The organism is Rhodoblastus sp. 17X3, assembly GCF_030056575.1.
In the GTDB taxonomy this organism is placed as follows: Bacteria; Pseudomonadota; Alphaproteobacteria; order Rhizobiales; family Beijerinckiaceae; genus Rhodoblastus.
On record NZ_JASHHX010000014.1, the window covers coordinates 39,083 to 56,322 of the forward strand.

The 17,240-nt window shown below is 63.5% G+C and carries 14 protein-coding genes; 4 read left to right on the forward strand and 10 right to left on the reverse strand.

What is annotated here, in order from left to right:
* Positions 1-21 precede the first annotated feature (21 nt).
* Positions 22-303 carry a hypothetical protein gene (locus QM467_RS13555; protein ID WP_283366866.1) on the forward strand — a complete coding sequence of 94 codons (282 nt, stop codon included), beginning with the start codon at positions 22-24 and terminating at the stop codon, positions 301-303.
* A 240-nt stretch (positions 304-543) separates the two neighbouring features.
* On the opposite strand, the gene QM467_RS13560 is transcribed toward QM467_RS13555, so the two are convergent.
* The 4 genes from QM467_RS13560 to QM467_RS13575 form a co-directional block, all read right to left on the reverse strand.
* Positions 544-924 (reverse strand): TadE/TadG family type IV pilus assembly protein, encoded by a 381-nt coding sequence (locus QM467_RS13560; RefSeq protein WP_283366867.1) that lies wholly within the window; start codon positions 922-924, stop codon positions 544-546.
* Positions 921-1,427, reverse strand: coding sequence for a TadE family protein (locus tag QM467_RS13565; protein ID WP_283366868.1), 507 nt, complete (start codon positions 1,425-1,427; stop codon positions 921-923). Before QM467_RS13565 ends, QM467_RS13560 begins: the two co-directional genes overlap by 4 nt.
* 21 nt (positions 1,428-1,448) lie before the next feature.
* A complete protein-coding gene (locus tag QM467_RS13570; RefSeq protein ID WP_283366869.1) occupies positions 1,449-2,792 on the reverse strand; it encodes a TadE/TadG family type IV pilus assembly protein in 1,344 nt (447 codons plus the stop codon).
* Between the two features lie 420 nt (positions 2,793-3,212).
* Complete coding sequence (locus tag QM467_RS13575) at positions 3,213-3,431, reverse strand: hypothetical protein (RefSeq protein WP_283366870.1); 219 nt, start codon at positions 3,429-3,431, stop codon at positions 3,213-3,215.
* A gap of 107 nt (positions 3,432-3,538) precedes the next feature.
* On the opposite strand from QM467_RS13575, the gene purD reads away from it, so the two are divergent.
* Positions 3,539-4,804 (forward strand): phosphoribosylamine--glycine ligase, encoded by a 1,266-nt coding sequence (gene purD / locus QM467_RS13580; protein WP_283366871.1) that lies wholly within the window; start codon positions 3,539-3,541, stop codon positions 4,802-4,804.
* Positions 4,805-4,811: 7 nt separating this feature from the next.
* Here the strand turns inward: purD and QM467_RS13585 are convergent, their stop codons facing one another.
* The 6 genes from QM467_RS13585 to ccmI all read right to left on the reverse strand — a co-directional run bounded on the left by QM467_RS13585 (position 4,812) and on the right by ccmI (position 11,452).
* Positions 4,812-5,498 carry a response regulator transcription factor gene (locus QM467_RS13585; protein WP_283366932.1) on the reverse strand — a complete coding sequence of 229 codons (687 nt, stop codon included), beginning with the start codon at positions 5,496-5,498 and terminating at the stop codon, positions 4,812-4,814.
* Positions 5,499-5,645: 147 nt separating this feature from the next.
* Complete coding sequence (locus QM467_RS13590; RefSeq protein ID WP_283366872.1) at positions 5,646-7,202, reverse strand: Do family serine endopeptidase; 1,557 nt, start codon at positions 7,200-7,202, stop codon at positions 5,646-5,648.
* A 148-nt stretch (positions 7,203-7,350) separates the two neighbouring features.
* Complete coding sequence (locus tag QM467_RS13595) at positions 7,351-7,836, reverse strand: cytochrome c-type biogenesis protein (protein ID WP_283366873.1); 486 nt, start codon at positions 7,834-7,836, stop codon at positions 7,351-7,353.
* Positions 7,837-7,839: 3 nt separating this feature from the next.
* Complete coding sequence (locus tag QM467_RS13600) at positions 7,840-9,822, reverse strand: heme lyase CcmF/NrfE family subunit (RefSeq protein WP_283366874.1); 1,983 nt, start codon at positions 9,820-9,822, stop codon at positions 7,840-7,842.
* Positions 9,819-10,304 (reverse strand): cytochrome c maturation protein CcmE, encoded by a 486-nt coding sequence (gene ccmE, locus QM467_RS13605; protein ID WP_283366875.1) that lies wholly within the window; start codon positions 10,302-10,304, stop codon positions 9,819-9,821. Before ccmE ends, QM467_RS13600 begins: the two co-directional genes overlap by 4 nt.
* Complete coding sequence (ccmI, locus tag QM467_RS13610) at positions 10,301-11,452, reverse strand: c-type cytochrome biogenesis protein CcmI (RefSeq protein ID WP_283366876.1); 1,152 nt, start codon at positions 11,450-11,452, stop codon at positions 10,301-10,303. The genes ccmE and ccmI overlap by 4 nt, the downstream gene beginning before the upstream one ends.
* Positions 11,453-11,556: 104 nt before the next feature.
* Between ccmI and QM467_RS13615 the strand changes: the two genes are divergently transcribed.
* Complete coding sequence (locus QM467_RS13615) at positions 11,557-13,065, forward strand: helicase HerA-like domain-containing protein (protein ID WP_283366877.1); 1,509 nt, start codon at positions 11,557-11,559, stop codon at positions 13,063-13,065.
* 351 nt (positions 13,066-13,416) lie between these two features.
* The gene (locus tag QM467_RS13620; protein WP_283366878.1) at positions 13,417-17,037 is read left to right on the forward strand and encodes a Hint domain-containing protein; all 3,621 of its coding nucleotides are present in this window, start codon (positions 13,417-13,419) and stop codon (positions 17,035-17,037) included.
* The last annotated feature ends 203 nt before the right edge of the window (positions 17,038-17,240 follow it).

The window sequence follows — 17,240 nt, forward strand, 5'->3', positions numbered from 1 at the left end:
AAAAACGCCCACGGAGCCTCCATGCCGTCCATTCCCGTCGCCCATTTGCATGAACAAGGCCAGGATATGGTGATCGTCATCATGGATTCCGGCTTCGCCCGCGCCGCGCCGAACCATCAGGAGGCGACCATCGCCCAGTTGCAGGCGCTGGCCAAGCTCAACGGCCTCAAGGGTACGATCGCGATGGTCTGGGACGCCGACGGCAAGATGGATTACCTCGCGCCACAGCCCTGGCATGACTTCTTCCGCAGCATCACGCTCGACGACGTGCGCAGTCGGATCAACGCCGAAATCAAGTGGTGACGGGCGCGTAGTGGTCGGAGCCCTGCAAATTGGCTCCCATTCGTGAATTGACGGAAATCGGCGGAATGCCGTCACAGCGGCTTCGGCAGGCTGGACCCGTTGGCGACATTCGCCGTCCGGCGCACAAACGTTTCACTGCGCGGAAAGAAGACGTCCGTCACATGGTCAGCTAAGGCCTAACGGCGCGTCAACATGCGTTCATCAACTGGCTGCGATCGCGCGTTTCCAGCCATCCGAGATCTAGATCGGGAAGCAGGATTGGGCTCTGAGCGTCAAACTTGTGGCGGGAAAATTGTTTGATATAAGCGGATAGGTATAGCTGGCGCTAACCTGATTGCCGCATCCCGGTTTGGCTGCAGAAAATGTTGACGCCGGCAGGTTTAGGCCAAGCGCATGTTGCGCGGCGTAGTTCTGGACACTGGCTGCATTCGGACAAAGAATGGCGTTGACGCTTGCGCAACGGGCCGCGGCTTCAACGCCGTTTTGCATTCCGAGCTGCGTCCATAGCAAGAGGCCAATTTGAATGGCCCCGAAAACCGCTGCTGTGAATATCGGCAACGTGAGCGCGAATTCGACTGCGGTCGCCCCTCGTTGGTCAACTATGATTGCCCGGCTTTTCATTGGATTCGCACCGTCGATTGCGCCGCGAGCGGGAAGCTGTTGCGGATGAGCGGGTATGGCAAAATCGTTCTGTATGTGCCCTGCGACGACACGGAGACGTAGGTTCCGGCGACCATGCCGCTCGTGCAAATTGAAGAGCAAGTCGCCACAGTGACGCCGGCGCTCGAAGGACAGCCGCAGAACTTGCTTGGCGCCGGCGAAGCCGCGATGGCGGAGAAGCTCGTCGCGCTTGTCACGACATTGGAGATCTGCGACCCGAAGCCATGTGCGATCGCATATTGTGCGCCCGCCTGGGCTGCATTCTGTACTTGCATATTGCGATAAATGCCCATCCCGAGGTCGAAAGTCACGACCAGCATCAAGATCGCCATAGGTCCAAGCAGGGCGAGTTCGACTGCTGCGACCCCTTGGATTCCAACTCCATTCCCGGAGAAGAAGGCGCAGATGCGCGGGCGCCATTTCGCCTCGGTCACATGGCTGCGGAAGACTCTTTGCATCGACATGGAATCTTCACCTTTCCAGCGTCATTCGACGAGCTTTGCCGCGGACGAGCCGATCGGCTTGATCGGCGTGCCCGGGCAATTGATGGCGAAGTTTGAATTGCCCGTAAAAGTGACAGTGTCGCCAACAAGCTGCGCGCAACTGTTGGCGCTGCTGTTTCCGCCAGCAAACTGCACTGCGCCCTTCGGCAGGTAGGTCGCGCCGACCAGAACCTGCGACGCCCCTCCATTAAGCTTGAAGCTGGCGCCGACTGGCATATTACGATCGCCAAACAGAACGATCCCGGCGGTTGGACCGCTGGTTGGAGGCGTGAGGTTTACGGTCGCGCCGCCATTGATCGTCGCAGTCGCATAGTTATTGCCGGTGCTTGAGGTGAACACGATTGTCACGCCGGTTCCGGTGAGCGTAGCGCTGCCATTCACCGAAAGGCTTCCCTGATCCATGTAATAGACACCCGGACTCAGCGTGACATTTGCGCCCGCGTTGAGGCTAATGCCCCCGCAATAGACGCCCGGATTGATGGTGACAGTCGCCTTGGCGGTGTAGTTGTGGGCGTCGCAACCTGAGAACGAAGGATAGGATGCGCCAGCGTAAGGATCCGGGATCGAACTGCCGCCCGTGGTGATGCCTTGCACGGTCGTAATTTTGCTTGCGCCTGAAACGCCGCCCACAACGCCAACCGATAGCGTCGAAATCGTGGCAGAACCGCCGACGTTAACCGACGAGCTGCTATTGGAGTCGCTGTACAGGGCGCAAGCGTTCAGCGCGACGCCTGTGCTTCCCTGCGCGTTGATCGCCCCGCTCGCCGTCGGATCGAGCGCAAGCACGCAGGCGACTCCGCCATAGGATTTAGCGACCGAACGCGAGGAGACGGGGACCTGTTGAGACCCCCAAATCGCAGAAAACAGCCGCGCCTGTGGCTGCCGAATGATAACCTCGATAGCATTTTGATCGGCGGTATACGAACCTGAAGTCGGCGGACGATTTACGGCGATGCTAACCCCCCTGACGCCTTTGACGAAACCATACGAATCCGCGACGGCGTCAGCTTGTACTGTCAGATCACTCGCAGTATTCGCAGCATAAGCAGCGGCGGCGCTCGCCGCTGCCGAATCCGACGCGCCTTGCATCGTCTGCCTGGTCTTGTACCAGAGGCCAATATCGGTCGCGATGCCGACGCTGCCAACAAGCACAGGCAACAGAACCGCGAAGATGACGGTGTAACTTCCGGCTTCGTCGCGTCGAAAATTCTGTAGAAGATTTTGGCTGCCGGTGACGGCGGGAGCGCGCCCGATGGCGCCAATGGCGCCTCGAACTGCGTTGACATCGCCGACGTGACGGGCCACCGCTCCTTTAGCGTCAGTCATAGCGCCCTCCCCCTGAGGCCGTAATGTTGGTTGATTTTGCGCCGGCTGGTATTTTCAGATTGTTTCCAAGCGAAGTACGTAGCCTAAGGCTCCGTAGTTAATAGCGCTATCACAGATCAAAAAATAAATGAAACGAGTCTTTAATATTGTGTTGCTATTTCATAATACCAAAAGATAAAAATGCAAATTTAAAATTTACACTACATTAACAACAGTTTTTGAAAATATACATTTGCGGACCGAAGTCGGGATCAATTCGTGGAATGCCGTGATAACAAACCGCTAGTGGCGGCGACGGCCGTGCTGAATTTGGTCACACTTCCGGGCTGGCGCATGTCTGGCGACGCTTATCGGAAGTTGCAATGCGCCGCCTGGTCGCCCCCGCAAGAGATTTGCTTTCGTCGGTCAATGCGGTTGGCGTTAGATCAATTTGATTTTGTTGATCTGAACTTCGGTCCGATCATTTGACCACCATGATGTGAGCGTTTCACGCCTTGCGCCCGACCAAAACGCCACGACGGACGGCTGCTTTAGAGCCAGACGGAAGATCGTCGCATGACCGTGCAATGTCCGGAACTTGGCGCGGCGTTGTTTTTCTCGGTCGCCCGCGAATGACGCCTTCGAGCCGATACGCGTCATTGCATCACCGTGCAAGGCATTCGATTTCTGATCCCCCTGGCCAAGTCGCCGGGAAAGTTGAAACCTCGCCCCGCCTCGCCTAAACAGACGGCGAAACGAGGCCCTTCATGAATGTTCTTCTCATCGGCTCCGGCGGACGCGAACATGCGCTCGCCGTCGCGCTCGCCAAAAGCCCGCTGCTGACAAAGCTGTTCGTCGCGCCCGGCAATCCCGGCACGGCGGCCATCGCGCGGAATGTCGTCCTCGACGTCGCCGATTTCGACGCCGTGATCGCCTTCTGCCGGGTCCAGAACATCAGCTTCGTGGTCATCGGCCCGGAACAGCCGCTGGTCGACGGGCTGGTCGATGCGCTGGATGCGGCGGGGATCAAGTCGTTCGGGCCGAGCAAGGCCGCGGCGCGGCTGGAAGGCTCCAAGGGCTTCACCAAGGACATCTGCGCCAAATACAACATCCCCACCGGATCTTACGAGCGCTTCACGGCGCGCGAACCGGCGCTGGCCTATGTGCGCGCAAAAGGAGCGCCCATCGTGGTCAAGGCCGACGGCCTCGCCGCCGGCAAGGGCGTGGTCGTCGCCATGACTATGGCCGAAGCGGAAGAAGCCGTGGACGCTCTCTTTGCTGGCGCCTTCGGCGCGGCGGGCGCGGAAGCGGTGATCGAGGAATATCTCGATGGCGAGGAGGCCTCCTTCTTCGCGCTCAGCGACGGAGAAAAGGCTTTGGCTTTTGCATCCGCGCAGGACCACAAGCGCGTCGGCGACGGCGACACCGGGCCGAACACCGGCGGCATGGGCGCCTATTCCCCCGCCCCCGTGGTGACGGACGAGATCGTCGCACAGGTGATGAAGGAGATCATCGAGCCGACTGTCGCGGCGATGAAAGCCGAGGGCTGCCCCTTCAAGGGCGTGCTGTTCGCCGGACTGATGATCGGCAAGGACGGCCCGAAGCTGATCGAATTCAACACCCGTTTCGGCGATCCGGAATGTCAGGTGATGATGGCCCGGCTGGAGGACGACCTGCTGAGGCTGCTGCTCGCCTGCGCCGAAGGGCGCCTCCCGCAACAGGTTCGCCTGTCGCCCAAGACCGCCCTGACCGTGGTGCTGGCGGCGCAGGGCTATCCGGCCGCGCCGCGCAAGGGCGGCAAGATCACCGGCGTCGAACAGGCCGAAAAAATTCCCGGCGTGAGCGTGACGCATGCCGGGACGAAGGCGGAGGGCGGCCATCTGGTCGCCAATGGCGGCCGCGTGCTGAACGTCATCGGTCTGGCCGACAGCGTCGCCGAGGCCAAGGCGCTGGCCTATCGCGGCGTCGACGCCATCGACTTTCCGGAAGGCTTCTGCCGCCGCGACATCGGCTGGCGGGCGGTCGGGACCTGACGCGGCTTCAAGCGACTGCGCCTTCGCGCAAGGTATAGCCGGCGCCGCGCACGGTCTGCAGCAGCTGCACCTCGTGGCCCTTGTCGATCTTGCCGCGCAGGCGGGAAATATGGACGTCGATCACATTGGTCTGCGGATCGAAGTGATAGTCCCAGATATTTTCCAGCAGCATGGTGCGCGTCACCACCTGCCCGGCGTGGCGCATCAGATATTCGAGGAGGCGGAACTCGCGCGGTTGCAGCACGATTTCCTTGCCGGCGCGAAACACCTTGTGCTTGAGCCGGTCCAATTCGAGATCGGCGACGCGATAGCTGGTTTCCTCATTGGCGCCGCCGCCGCGCCGCCGCGCCAGAACCTCGACCCGCGCCAGCAGTTCGGCGAAGGAATAGGGTTTTGACAAATAGTCGTCGCCGCCGGCGCGCAGGCCCTTGACGCGGTCGTCGACCTGGCCGAGCGCCGAGAGGATCAGAACCGGCGTTTCGATCTTCTGCTGCCTGAGCCCGCCGATCAGCGACAACCCGTCGAGCTTGGGCAACATGCGGTCGACAATCAGCACGTCATAATCGCCCGCTTCCGCCTTGCCATAGCCGGTCAGGCCGTCAGCGGCGGAATCGGCGTTATGGCCGGCTTCGCGAAAGGCCTTGACCAGATAAGCGGAGGCCTGGGGGTCGTCTTCGATAATCAGGATGCGCATGTCCGGCATGATAATCGATTCCTGAAAAAAAGTCGGCAGGCCAGGAGGGGGCTTCCCGGCCTGCCTTCAGGAGCGCGAACCCAAAAACGCGGGCGCCGCGTCCGTTTGGGAGGGCCTTTCGCTAGAACGCCCGGAAGTAGCCCGACCTCACGACGGATCGGAGGACAGGGCGAGGAAATGCGTGTTGTCGCCGGTCCGCACGCGCAGCAGGACGGCGCGACGGCCTTCCTTCTTGGCGTTGTCGAGCGCCTTCACCACATCCTGCGGCCCCATGACCGGCTTGCCCGCGGCGTCGAGGATCACGTCGCCGGGACGCAGACCCTTCTGGGCGGCCGGGCCGTCGGGATCGAGATCGGTCACGACCGCGCCTTCCTTGCCCGCCCCGGGCACGTCCGAAGACGGCGACAGGGAGAAGCCGAAATTCGCGAGCGCGGTCTTGGCCGCTTTTTCCGGCTGGACCGCATCGGCCTTTGCTTCCTTCTCTTCCGGCAGCTTGCCGAGCTTCACGCTGATGGCCTTTTCGGCGCCATTGCGGATGATCGTCAGATTGGCCGTGGCGTCGGGGCCGAGCGCGGCGATCTTGCGCGACAGTTCATGCGGGTTCTCGATCTTGGTCCCGTTGACGCTGGTCACGACGTCGCCCGAGACGATGCCCGCTGTGGCGGCCGGGGTATTGGGCTGGGCCTGCGCCACCAGCGCGCCGCTCGCCGACTTCAGGCCGAGGCTGTCGGCGATTTCCGGCGTGATCGGCTGGATCTGCACGCCGATATAGCCGCGCGTCACCGAGCCCTTGTCCTTGAGCGCCGCGACGACGTCGCGGGCGACTTCGGCGGGAATGGCGAAGCCGATGCCGACGCTGCCGCCCGAGGGCGAATAGATCGCGGTGTTGACGCCGACCACATCGCCCCTGGCGTTGAAGGTCGGGCCGCCCGAATTGCCGCGATTCACCGCCGCGTCGATCTGCAGGTAGTCGTCATAGGGGCCGGAGCCGATGTCGCGTCCCCGCGCCGAAACGATGCCCGCCGTGACGGTGCCGCCGAGGCCGAAGGGATTGCCGACCGCGATGACCCAGTCGCCGACGCGCGGCATGGCGTCCGCGAACTGCACATAGGGATAGCTCCCCGGCTCGGTGATCTTGAGCAAGGCGAGATCGGTCTTCTTGTCCGCGCCAATCAGCTTGGCGGGAACCGTCTTGCCGCCCTCGATCGTCAGCGTCACTTCGGTCGCGTTTTCGACGACGTGATTATTGGTCACGACATAGCCGTCGGCTGAAATGATGAAGCCCGAGCCGAGCGCCTGGCCCTTGTGCGGCTTCTGCGGCATGGGAACGCCATTCGGGCCGCCGAAGCGCTTGAAGAAGCGATAGAGCGGATCGTCGGGCGAAACCGGCGGCATGCCGGGGGGCAGGCCTTCGCCGCCCTGGTCCGGGCCGCCGGCTTCGGCCTTCTCGACGACATTGACTTTAACCGCGACGACGGCGCCCTTCACGCGATCGACCATATCGGCGAAGGAGGGCGGGCCGACCGGAGCCAGGCCCTGATTGGCCGGGGCCTCCGCATGGGCGGGGAGCATGGCGACGCTCGCGGCGGAGCCGATGAGGGCGGCGGCGCCGACGGCGCCCAGCATGGCGACGCGCAGCGGGCGGCGGCGGGCGCGGAGGGGCGCCTGTTCACGGCGGGAGGAAGGCGCAGACCAGTTCAGCATGGGGGGCTCCATAGACCGTTTTCCGAAAAGCCGGCGGCGATTCGCGCCGCTGTTCGGAACGGAATATGGAAGCCGCCGTCTTACGCGGCTGTTTCGGCCAGATGAATTTTTGGTAAGTTGGCGGAACGCGCCGAGAGGCGGGTCTGCGTCAGGCCTGGCCCTCGTCCGGTGATTGGCCGAGCAGGCTTTTCAGCCGGGCGCTTTCTTCTTCCGACAGCGGCGCGACGGCCTTGTCTCCCTGGGCATCCTGGCCCTTGCGGCGCGCGGCGAACACCGCGGCGGCGCCGAGCCCCAGAATCGCGAAGGGCGACAGCCACAACAGCAGCGTGTCCCATTCGAACGGCGGCTTGAGCAGGATGAAATTGCCGTAGCGGGCGACCAGAAACTCCTTCACCTGTGGATCCGAGTCGCCGGCCTTGAGGCGCTCGCGCACCAGCAGGCGCAGATCCTTGGCGAGCGAGGCGTCGGAATCGTCGATCGACTGGTTCTGGCAGACGAGGCAGCGCAGATTGGCCGAAATGTTCCGCGCCCGCTGCTCCAGCTTGGCGTCGGGCAGGATTTCATCCGGCTGCACCGCGAAGGCGGGAGCCGATAGCGCAAGAAGCGTGAAAAAGGCGAAGAGTCTGGCTTTCATGGCTCAGCTCGCGCCCTGCGCGCCGGCGGGAATTTTCGCCGCGCGACGGGCCACACCAACCCGCAGCCGCCGGTCGCTCAGGCTCAAGCCCCCGCCGAAGGCCATGACCAGGGCGCCCACCCAGATCAGCGACACCAGCGGCTTCCAGTAAAGCCGCGCGTCAAGCGCTCCGCTCTCGTTCTGGTCGGCGATGCTGACATAGATCTGGCCGAAGTTCAGCGTGACGATACCGGCCTGGGTCGTCGCCATCCGCCGCGTCTTGAAGAAGCGCTTGGCCGGCTGGATCAGCGCCACGATCTGGCCGTCGCGTCTCACGCTCATATGCGCGAGCGTTTCATTGTAATTGGGGCCCTGCTCCGAGGTCAGGCCGAGGACTTCCAGCTGATAGGGGCCGACATCGTAGGTCTGGCCCTGTTTCATCGCCACGATCTTCTCGACTCCCCAGCCAGTCGCGGCGAGGCCCAGCAAGGTGACGCCGAGGCCCGCATGGGCGAAGGCGGTTCCCCAGGCGGAAAGCGGCAGGCCCTTGGCGCGGTAGAAGGCGTTTTTCGGCGCGCCGAGGCCCGAGGGGAAGATGCGGCCAAAAATCTCGGTGAAGGCGCCGACGATCAGGTAAACGGCGACGCCCGCGCCGATGAAGGCCACCACCGGCGCGCCATTGATCGCCGCGAAAACCAGCATGGCGGCGAGACCGCAGACCGCCGCGAAGAACAGCCTGTGCGCCGCCCCGAGCAAGTCGCCACGCTTCCAGGAGAGCAACTGGCCGAGCGGCGCCAGCAACAGGACCGGCGCGATGAGCGGCCCGAAGGTCAGGTTGAAGAAGGGCGCGCCGACCGAGATCTTGTCGCCATTGAACGCCTCAAGCGCCAGCGGATAGAGCGTGCCGACGAAGACCGCCGCGCAGGATGCGGTGAGCAGCAGATTGTTCAGGACCAGCGCGCCTTCGCGCGAGATCGGCGCGAACAGCCCGCCCTGCTTCAGCGAAGAGGCGCGCATCATGAACAGGAAAAGGGCGCCGCCGATGAACAGCACGAGAATGCCGAGGATGAACAGGCCGCGCTGCGGATCGCTGGCGAAGGCATGCACCGAGGTCAACACGCCGGAGCGCACCAGGAAGGTGCCGAGCAGGGACAGCGAGAAGGCAAGGATGGCGAGGAAGATCGTCCAGATCTTGAGCGCCTCGCGCTTTTCCATCACCGCCGCCGAATGCAGCAAGGCCGTGCCGGCGAGCCAGGGCAGCAGCGAGGCGTTTTCGACCGGGTCCCAGAACCAGAAGCCGCCCCAGCCGAGCGTGTAATAGGCCCAATAGGAGCCCATGGCGATGCCGAGCGTGAGGAAGCACCAGGCGGCCAGCGTCCAGGGCCGGATGAAGCGCGCGAAGGCGGCGTCGATGCGCCCGCCGATCAAAGCCGCCGCAGCCAGCGAAAAGACGATCGAAAAGCCGACATAGCCGAGATAGAGCAGCGGCGGATGGATGGCGAGGCCGGGGTCCTGCAGGATCGGGTTGAGGTCGGCGCCCTCGATCGGCGCCGGCGACAGCCGCGCGAAGGGGTTGGACGTCAGCAGGATAAACATCAGGAAGGCCGCGCAGAGCAGTCCCTGCACGGAGAGCGCGTCGGCGAGCAGGCGCGGCGGAATGGCGCGCGAAAAGGCGGCCATGGCGGCGCCGCTCAAGGTGAGGATCAGGACCCACAGCATCATGGAGCCCTCGTGATTCCCCCACACTCCCGAGATCTTATAGATCAGCGGCTTGGTCGAATGGGAGTTCTCCACCACATTGGCCAGCGAGAAATCCGACGCCACATGGGCATAGGTCAGCGCCGCATAGGACAGCGCGACGAAGGCGAATTGCGTCAGCGCGACAGGCCGCGCGACGGCCATCAGCCGCGCCTCATGGGCGCGCGCGCCCCAGAATGGCAGCACGGTCTGCATGATCGACAAGGCGAAGGCGAGCGCCAGCGCGTAATGGCCGAGTTCGACGATCATTGGGTTGCTCCCGCCGGCTTGGCCGCTTGACTGGCGGCTGGGTTTTCGGCGCCGCCGGCCCAGACGCCCTGCTTTTTCAAGGCGTCGGCCACTTCGCGCGGCATGTAGCGCTCGTCATGCTTGGCGAGGATGGAATCGGCCCGGAACACGCCGCCCTTGTCGAGCGCGCCTTCCGCGACCACGCCCTGCCCCTCGCGGAACAGATCGGGCAGCAGGCCGGTATAGGCGACCGGCACTTCGGCGTTGCCGTCCGAGACGGCGAAGGTGATGCTCTTGCCTTCCAGATGGACGAGGCTGCCGGTCTTGACCAGCCCGCCTATGCGCAGGCGCTGGCCGGGGCCGACATGCTTTTGCGACATTTCCGTCGGGCCATAGAAGAACACCACATTGTCACGCAGCGCGAACAGCATCATCCCGACCGCGAGGCCAAGCACGCCGAGGGCGGAGCCAATCAAGGCCAGTCTTTTCTGCTTGCGCGTCATGTGCCGTTCAGCCCCAATTCCTTCGCCAGCGCCGCGAGTTTCTGCTGCGATTCCGCGTCCGGCAGCGCCTTGCGCGCCTGATCATACGCGTTTTGCGCCCGATCTGGTTCATTCAATACCTTGTAGGCGCGAATGAGGCGCATCCATTCGTCCGCGCTGCCGCCCTGCGAGGCCAGCCGCTGCGCCAGGCGATCGACCATGGCGTGAATGGTCTTCTGCTGTTCGTCCGCCGGCTGGGCCGCGACAGCGGCGGCGGCGTCCGCCGGCGGTGCGGCGCCTTTCCCCGACGCCTCGCCCGAAGGCTGCCCGGACGCTGGCGCCGGGCCGCCGTCGAGCGGCGCGTCGAGCATGGCGAGCTTTTCAATGACGTCGATCCGGGCGCGGGAACCCTCGGGCAAATCGGCAAGCAGCGCCGTCCACACTTCGCGCGCCTTCGCCTTGTCCTCATGCTGGGCCGCGGCGAGGCCGAGGAAATAGCGCGCCTGCAAATTCCTGGGATCGAGCGCCAGCGCGCGTTCCAGTTGATCGACGGCTTCCGGCGACACCATGCCGTCATTGGCATAGGACAGGGCCTCGGCGTATTTCACCAGCCGGTCCGGCGTCTCTCCCAGCAATTTCATCGCCTGTCCGCGCGCCTTGACGGCTTCGTCATAGCGGCCCGCGCGCAGATAGACCGGCGCCATCAGCTCCAGCGCCCGTCCGTCTTCGGGATGCGCGGCCAGATGAGCCTCCATCCTGGCGACGACGGCGGCGAAATCCTCCTGCGCTGGCGGCGCGCTCAAGCGCGCCTGCAAAGGCAGGTCGGGCAGCGCGGGATGGCCGATCCTGGCGTAAAGGCCGAGCGCAATGGCCGGAGCCGCGATCAGGGCCAGCACGGCCGCGATCTTGCGCGCCCCAGGGGAATCCGCGACCGCGACCTCGTCCGGCGCGACCGAAAGCAGCCGCCGCGCGGCCTCAGCCTTGGCCGAGTCGGCCTGATTCTTTTCGATCCCGCCGCGCGAAAGCTCCGCGTCGATCTCGGCGATCTGCGCACGATAAAAAGCGACATCGGCGGCGTCCTCGCCGCGTTTCGGCGCCGGACGCGACAAAGGCCAAAGGATGCTGAGGACGGCGACGCCGGTCAGAAGCGCAAAAAAGAGCCAGATCATGCTCGCTGCTTTAACTTTTTCCGGCCCGCAATGAAAGGGCGCCATTGTCGCAGAGAAAATGAAGGCTAACCTCGGAGCGAAAAGCGCAGGAGCGATTCCCTCTCATGGCCAATGATCCGAACAATATCCCCGGAAAGATTCTGGTCGGCAAGGCCGAGGATTACGATTACCTGACGCTGCGCTTCGGCAACCGGCACGGTCTGGTCGCCGGGGCCACCGGCACGGGCAAGACCGTCACCCTGCAAAAGCTGGCCGAAGGCTTCTGCGCCGCCGGAACCTGCGTCTTCGCCGCCGACATCAAGGGCGACCTCTCGGGAATCGCCATGCCCGGCGACGGCGCCAAGCCCTTTGTCGCCCGCGCGCAGGAGATCGGCGTCAAATATGAGCCGGACCAGTTCCGCTGCGTGTTCTGGGATATTTTCGGCGAGAAGGGGCACCCGGTCCGCGCCACGCTCGCGGAAATGGGGCCGCTGCTGCTCGCCCGCATTCTCCAGCTCAACGAGGTGCAGGAAGGCGTCCTCAATATCGCCTTCCGCGTCTCCGACGAACAGGGCCTCGCCCTTCTGGACCTGAAGGACCTGCGCGCGATCCTCACCTATCTTTCGGAAAACGCCGCCGACCTGCAGCAGCGCTATGGCAATGTCTCGGCGGCCTCGATCGGCGCGATCCAGCGGCAATTGCTGGTGCTGGAGAACCAGGGCGCCGACAAATTCTTCGGCGAGCCGGCGCTGGACATTCTGGACCTGCTGAAGCCGGACGTCGACGGGCGCGGCTTCATCCATATTCTGAAAGCTGAAAAGCTGGTCCTCAGCCCCAATCTCTATGCGACTTTCCTGTTCTGGCTGTTGTCCGAACTCTTCGCCAAGCTGCCGGAGGTTGGCGACCTCGACAAGCCGAAGCTGGTCTTCTTCTTCGACGAGGCGCATTTCCTGTTCGACGACGCGCCCAAGGCGCTGTTGCGCGCCATTGAGCAGGTGGTGCGGCTGATCCGCAGCAAGGGAGTCGGCGTCTATTTCGTCACGCAAAGCCCGCTCGACGTGCCGGAGACTGTGCTGGGCCAGCTCGGCAACCGCGTGCAGCACGCCTTGCGCGCCTTCACCCCGCGCGACCAGAAGGCGGTCAAGACCGCCGCGCAGACCTTTCGCCAGAACCCGAAACTCGACACCGCCGACGTCATCACCAAGCTCAATGTCGGCGAGGCGCTGGTCTCGATGCTGGAAGCCTCCGGCACGCCCGCCATGGTCACGCGGGCCAGGATCGCCCCGCCCGCCTCACGCGTCGGGCCGATCACCGACGCCGAACTGGCGGAAGTCCAGGATTCCAGCCCCTTCAAGGGTAAATATGACATGGCGGTGGATCGCGAATCGGCCTTCGAGATCCTTCAGGCGAAGGCGCAGGGGCGCACGTCCGGCCCCCCGGTGGGCTCCAATGAGGAGGAAGGCGGGCTCCTGTCACAAATCGGCGCCGGGTTGCAGGACCTGTTCCGCTCCAAAGGCAAGCGCCCGTCCATCGCGCAATCGGCCATCCGCTCGGCCGCGACCTCCGCCGCCCGCAGCGTCGGCTCGGCCATCGCCAAGGAAATTCTGCGCGGGGTCACCGGCGGGATGAAGTGAGGCGCGTTGTTGGGTCGAGGCCGGGTTAGGGATATTCCGCTCCCGCCTCGAAGCGGTCATCCGCAGGGGCGTAGCCGAAGGTGGCTTTCGCGCCGGCGCCGAAGGGCCGGAAAGTGACGGCCGGTTCGCTAACCATAAGGCGAAAGGCGCCCGTTCGCGGCGGCTCCGTCGGCTGGCCAATGCTGCGAAAGCAGTTTAACTTGCCCCGATAGGGGCGCCAAGGCAACCGAATTGGGTGCTGAGGTCAAGCGCTGAATGACGCATTCATCGTGGTCGCACGGCGATTCTCATAGCTCTCACATAGAAGAGTGACGGTCGCCTGATCGATGCGCGTCGTCTCGTGAGGGCGTCATGGCTGAGGTATCTGTCAACAAGACCGACGTCATCGAGCTGTCCGCCGCAGACCCGACCCTTGTCGTCGATTCCGGCGTGTCGATCCTGACCACAACGCCCGATGGCGTTTACGGCGATGAAAAAGCCGTCTGGGCCGTGACCAACAAGGGAACCATCGCCTCGGGCGGCGCGCCCGGAACCGACGGGATCTATCTTCAAGGCCCGAGCAGCGTTGTCGAGAACGACGGGTCGATCTCCGGCTCGGGCGGCGTTTTCCTCGGCGCCGGCGGCACGGTGACCAACGCCCTCAATGCCAGCATTAGCGCGAGCGGATCGCCGGCAACCGTCGGCGCGCCCGCTGTTTCCGGCATAGATGTCGAATATGGATTCGGTACGGTCCGCAATTTCGGAACGATCGGCTCAAACAGCTATGGCGTCGCTCTCGAAGCGGGAGGCGCCGTAACCAATTATGCGAGCGGGTCGATCACCGGCGCCACGGATGCGATCTACTCTGTCCGCGCCTCCGCAACTGTCGACAATTTCGGCCATCTGACGGCAACCGCTGGCGACGGCGTCGGCTTCTATAACGGAGGCGTGCTGATCAATGAGATCGGAGGCGAGACGACAGGCTCGGCGCCCGGCTCCTCTGCTGTCAAATTCCATGAATTCTCGGGCTCGCTGCAAAACGACGGCGCCATGCGCGGCAGCGAAGCCGGCGCCTATTTCCAGGCGGGCGGCACGGTCGTCAACGGCGCCAACAATGCGTCAGCCTTGCTGCAGGGCGACAATTTTGGAGTGTACCTCTCAAACCTTCCAGGATCCACAAGCCTGGAATCGGTGACAAACTACGGCGTGATCACGGCGACGGCCGCCGCCTCCTATGGCGTCTATATCGACGGCGCCGGGGGCACGGTGACCAATGCCGGCGTCATCGCCGGAAGCGCCTATTCTGTCGACTTTGCGGTCACCAACGCGGGAAACCGCCTCATTGTCCTTCCCGGCGCGATCTTCAACGGTCTGGTCGCCGGAGGCGGCGGCACATTGGAACTGGCCGGAACGTCCGCCAGCACGTTCGGCGGGAGCATCGGAACGAGCGGCGCTTTCCAGGGCTTCAGCGCCCTTCAGGTCGACTTGGGCGCGACATGGAAGCTGAGCGGGAGCGTCTCGATTCCGACTGTGCTGCTTGATGGCGTTCTGGAGGTCGCCTCGAGCCTCACAGCCACGTCGGTCCATTTCTACGCGGGCGGCAAGCTGATCATCGATAATGCGTCCAGCTTCACCAGTCCCTCGCTGGAGAATTTCGCCGTCGGGGACGTGATCGACATCCACGGGATTGCCGCTAGCGGCGCCACGATTTCCTACAATACGGCGACCGGCGTCGCGACGATCGTCAATGGCGCGCAAACGGTGAAGCTCAATTTTCAGCCCTCCACCCTTGGCGCGGGAAGCTTGCAGCTTGTCTCCGATGGCGGGACCGGACTCGACGTCGTGCTCGCCTCATCGACGCCGCCGGCGTCCCCCACGCCGATCACGCCCACGCCGCTTCAGGGGACGAGCGGGACGACGGAGTTATCCGCCAACCAGACCAGCGTCGTCATGCTGTCCGCGCCTAATACGACCCTGCTTGTCGATTCCGGCGTATCGATCCTGAGTGCGACAGATCATGGCGTTTACGGCAATGAAACAGCCGTCTGGACCGTGTCCAACAAGGGGACGATTACGTCGAATGGCGCGATCGGAACCGCCGGCGTCTACCTTCAAGGCCCGGGCAGCATCGTCACGAACGAGGGGTCGATCTCCGGATCAGCCGGCGTCTATCTTGGCGACGGCGGCACGGTCACCAACGCTCTCAATGCGTCCATTCACTCAAGCGGAACGCCGACAGCCTCAGCCATAGCCGTTGTTTCCGGCGTCAATATCGAATACGCGACGGGATCGGTCAAAAACTACGGGACAATCACGTCCGAAGGCTACGGCGTCGGCCTCCAGGATGGCGGAAGCGTCATCAATTACGCCAGCGGATCCATCACCGGCTCCGAGGACGCCATCTTCATCGAGCGCTCCTACGGCATGGTCGACAACTATGGCCAACTGAACGCCACATTCGACGACGGCGTCGGTTTCTTCAACGGCGGCACGTTGATCAATGAAATCGGCGGCCAGGTGACGTGCCTCAACGCGACTTCCGGGACCGGCCCATCCGCCGTGTTCTTCTCGCGATACTCGGGGACGCTGCAAAATGACGGAACCATGCGCGGGACAAAAGCCGCCGCCTATTTCCAGATGGGAGGCACGGTCGTCAACGGCGCCAACAATGCGTCAGCCTTGCTGCAGGGTGACGATTATGGCGTGCTTCTCTCAAATGCTCCGGGGTCGAATACGACGGAGACCGTGACAAACTACGGCGTGATCACGGCAACGGCCGCCGGATCCTGCGGCGTCTATATCGCCGGCAATGGCGGCACGGTGACCAATGCCGGCACGATCACCGGCGCCACCTATTCTGTCGATTTCGCCGTCGCCAACGCGGCCAACCGCCTCATCGTCGATCCCGGCGCGATCTTCAATGGTCTGGTCGTCGGAGGCGGCGGCACATTGGAGTTGGCCGGAACGTCGGCCGGCGTTTTCAGCCCGATCATCGGGCCCACAGGCGATTTCGAGAATTTCAGTACGCTTCAGGTTGATGTAGGGGCGACATGGAAGCTGAGCGAGAACGACTCGATTCCGACGGTGCTGCTCAATGGCTCGCTGGAGGTCTTTTGGAGCCTCCAGGCCACGGCGATCGTCTTCGGCGCAGGCGGCAAGCTGATCGTCGATAATGCGTCTGCTTTTTCCAGTCCCTTGCTGGAGAATTTCGTCGCCGGAGACGTGATCGACATCCATGGGATCGCCGCCGCCGGCGCCACGATTTCCTATGACTTGAGCGGCGTCGCGACGATCGTCAATGGCGCGCAAACGGCGAAACTGAATTTCCAGCCCTCCACCCTTGGCGCTGGAACCTTCCAGCTTGTCTCCGACGGCGGGACCGGAGTCGATGTCGTGCTCGCGATCTGCTTCATGGCCGGCACGCAAATCCTTACGCCCCATGGCGAAGTCGCCGTGGAAGCACTCAAGCGTGGCGATATGGTGTTGACCGCCGACGGCGCCGAAAAGCCCGTGATCTGGCTTGGACGGCAGACGATCTCGACCCTATTCGCCGACCCCATTCGCGTTTGGCCGATCCGCGTCAAGGCCGGCGCTCTTGGCGAAAATATTCCGTCGCGCGACCTTGTGCTTTCGCCAGACCACGCGCTGCTGGTCGGCGGGGCGCTGATTCACGCAGGAGCGCTGGTCAACGGGTTATCGATCGTTCGGGAAAGCGCTGTTCCGGCGGTTTTCACATATTATCACGTCGAACTCGACGATCATTCGCTGATCCTCGCAGAAAACACGCCGGCCGAGACATTCGTCGACAACGTCGAGCGTCTGGCCTTCGATAATTGGGCCGAGCACGAGGCGCTCTATCCCGATGGCAAGTCGATCGAGGAATTGCCCTATCCGCGGGCCAAAGCGCGCCGTCAAGTACCGATGAATATTCGCGCGATTCTGGCCGAACGGGCCGAGAGCATTGGGGCGGCGGCTTCTGTCGCCGTCGCTTGATCAACTGCCCCCCGGCGAGGCGCCTTCCCTGATACGGGCGGACAATCAGCAGGACGCGGCCCTCTTCGACGTAGCGGGCTATACCCGCCATCTGGAAGAGCTTTTTCGCTTGATGTGGGGGCGCTATCGCGACGGCCTTCCCCGCGCGGCGATCAAATGATCTCGCGGATCGAAGGGCGAGCGGTGCGCGGGCGAACCAAATA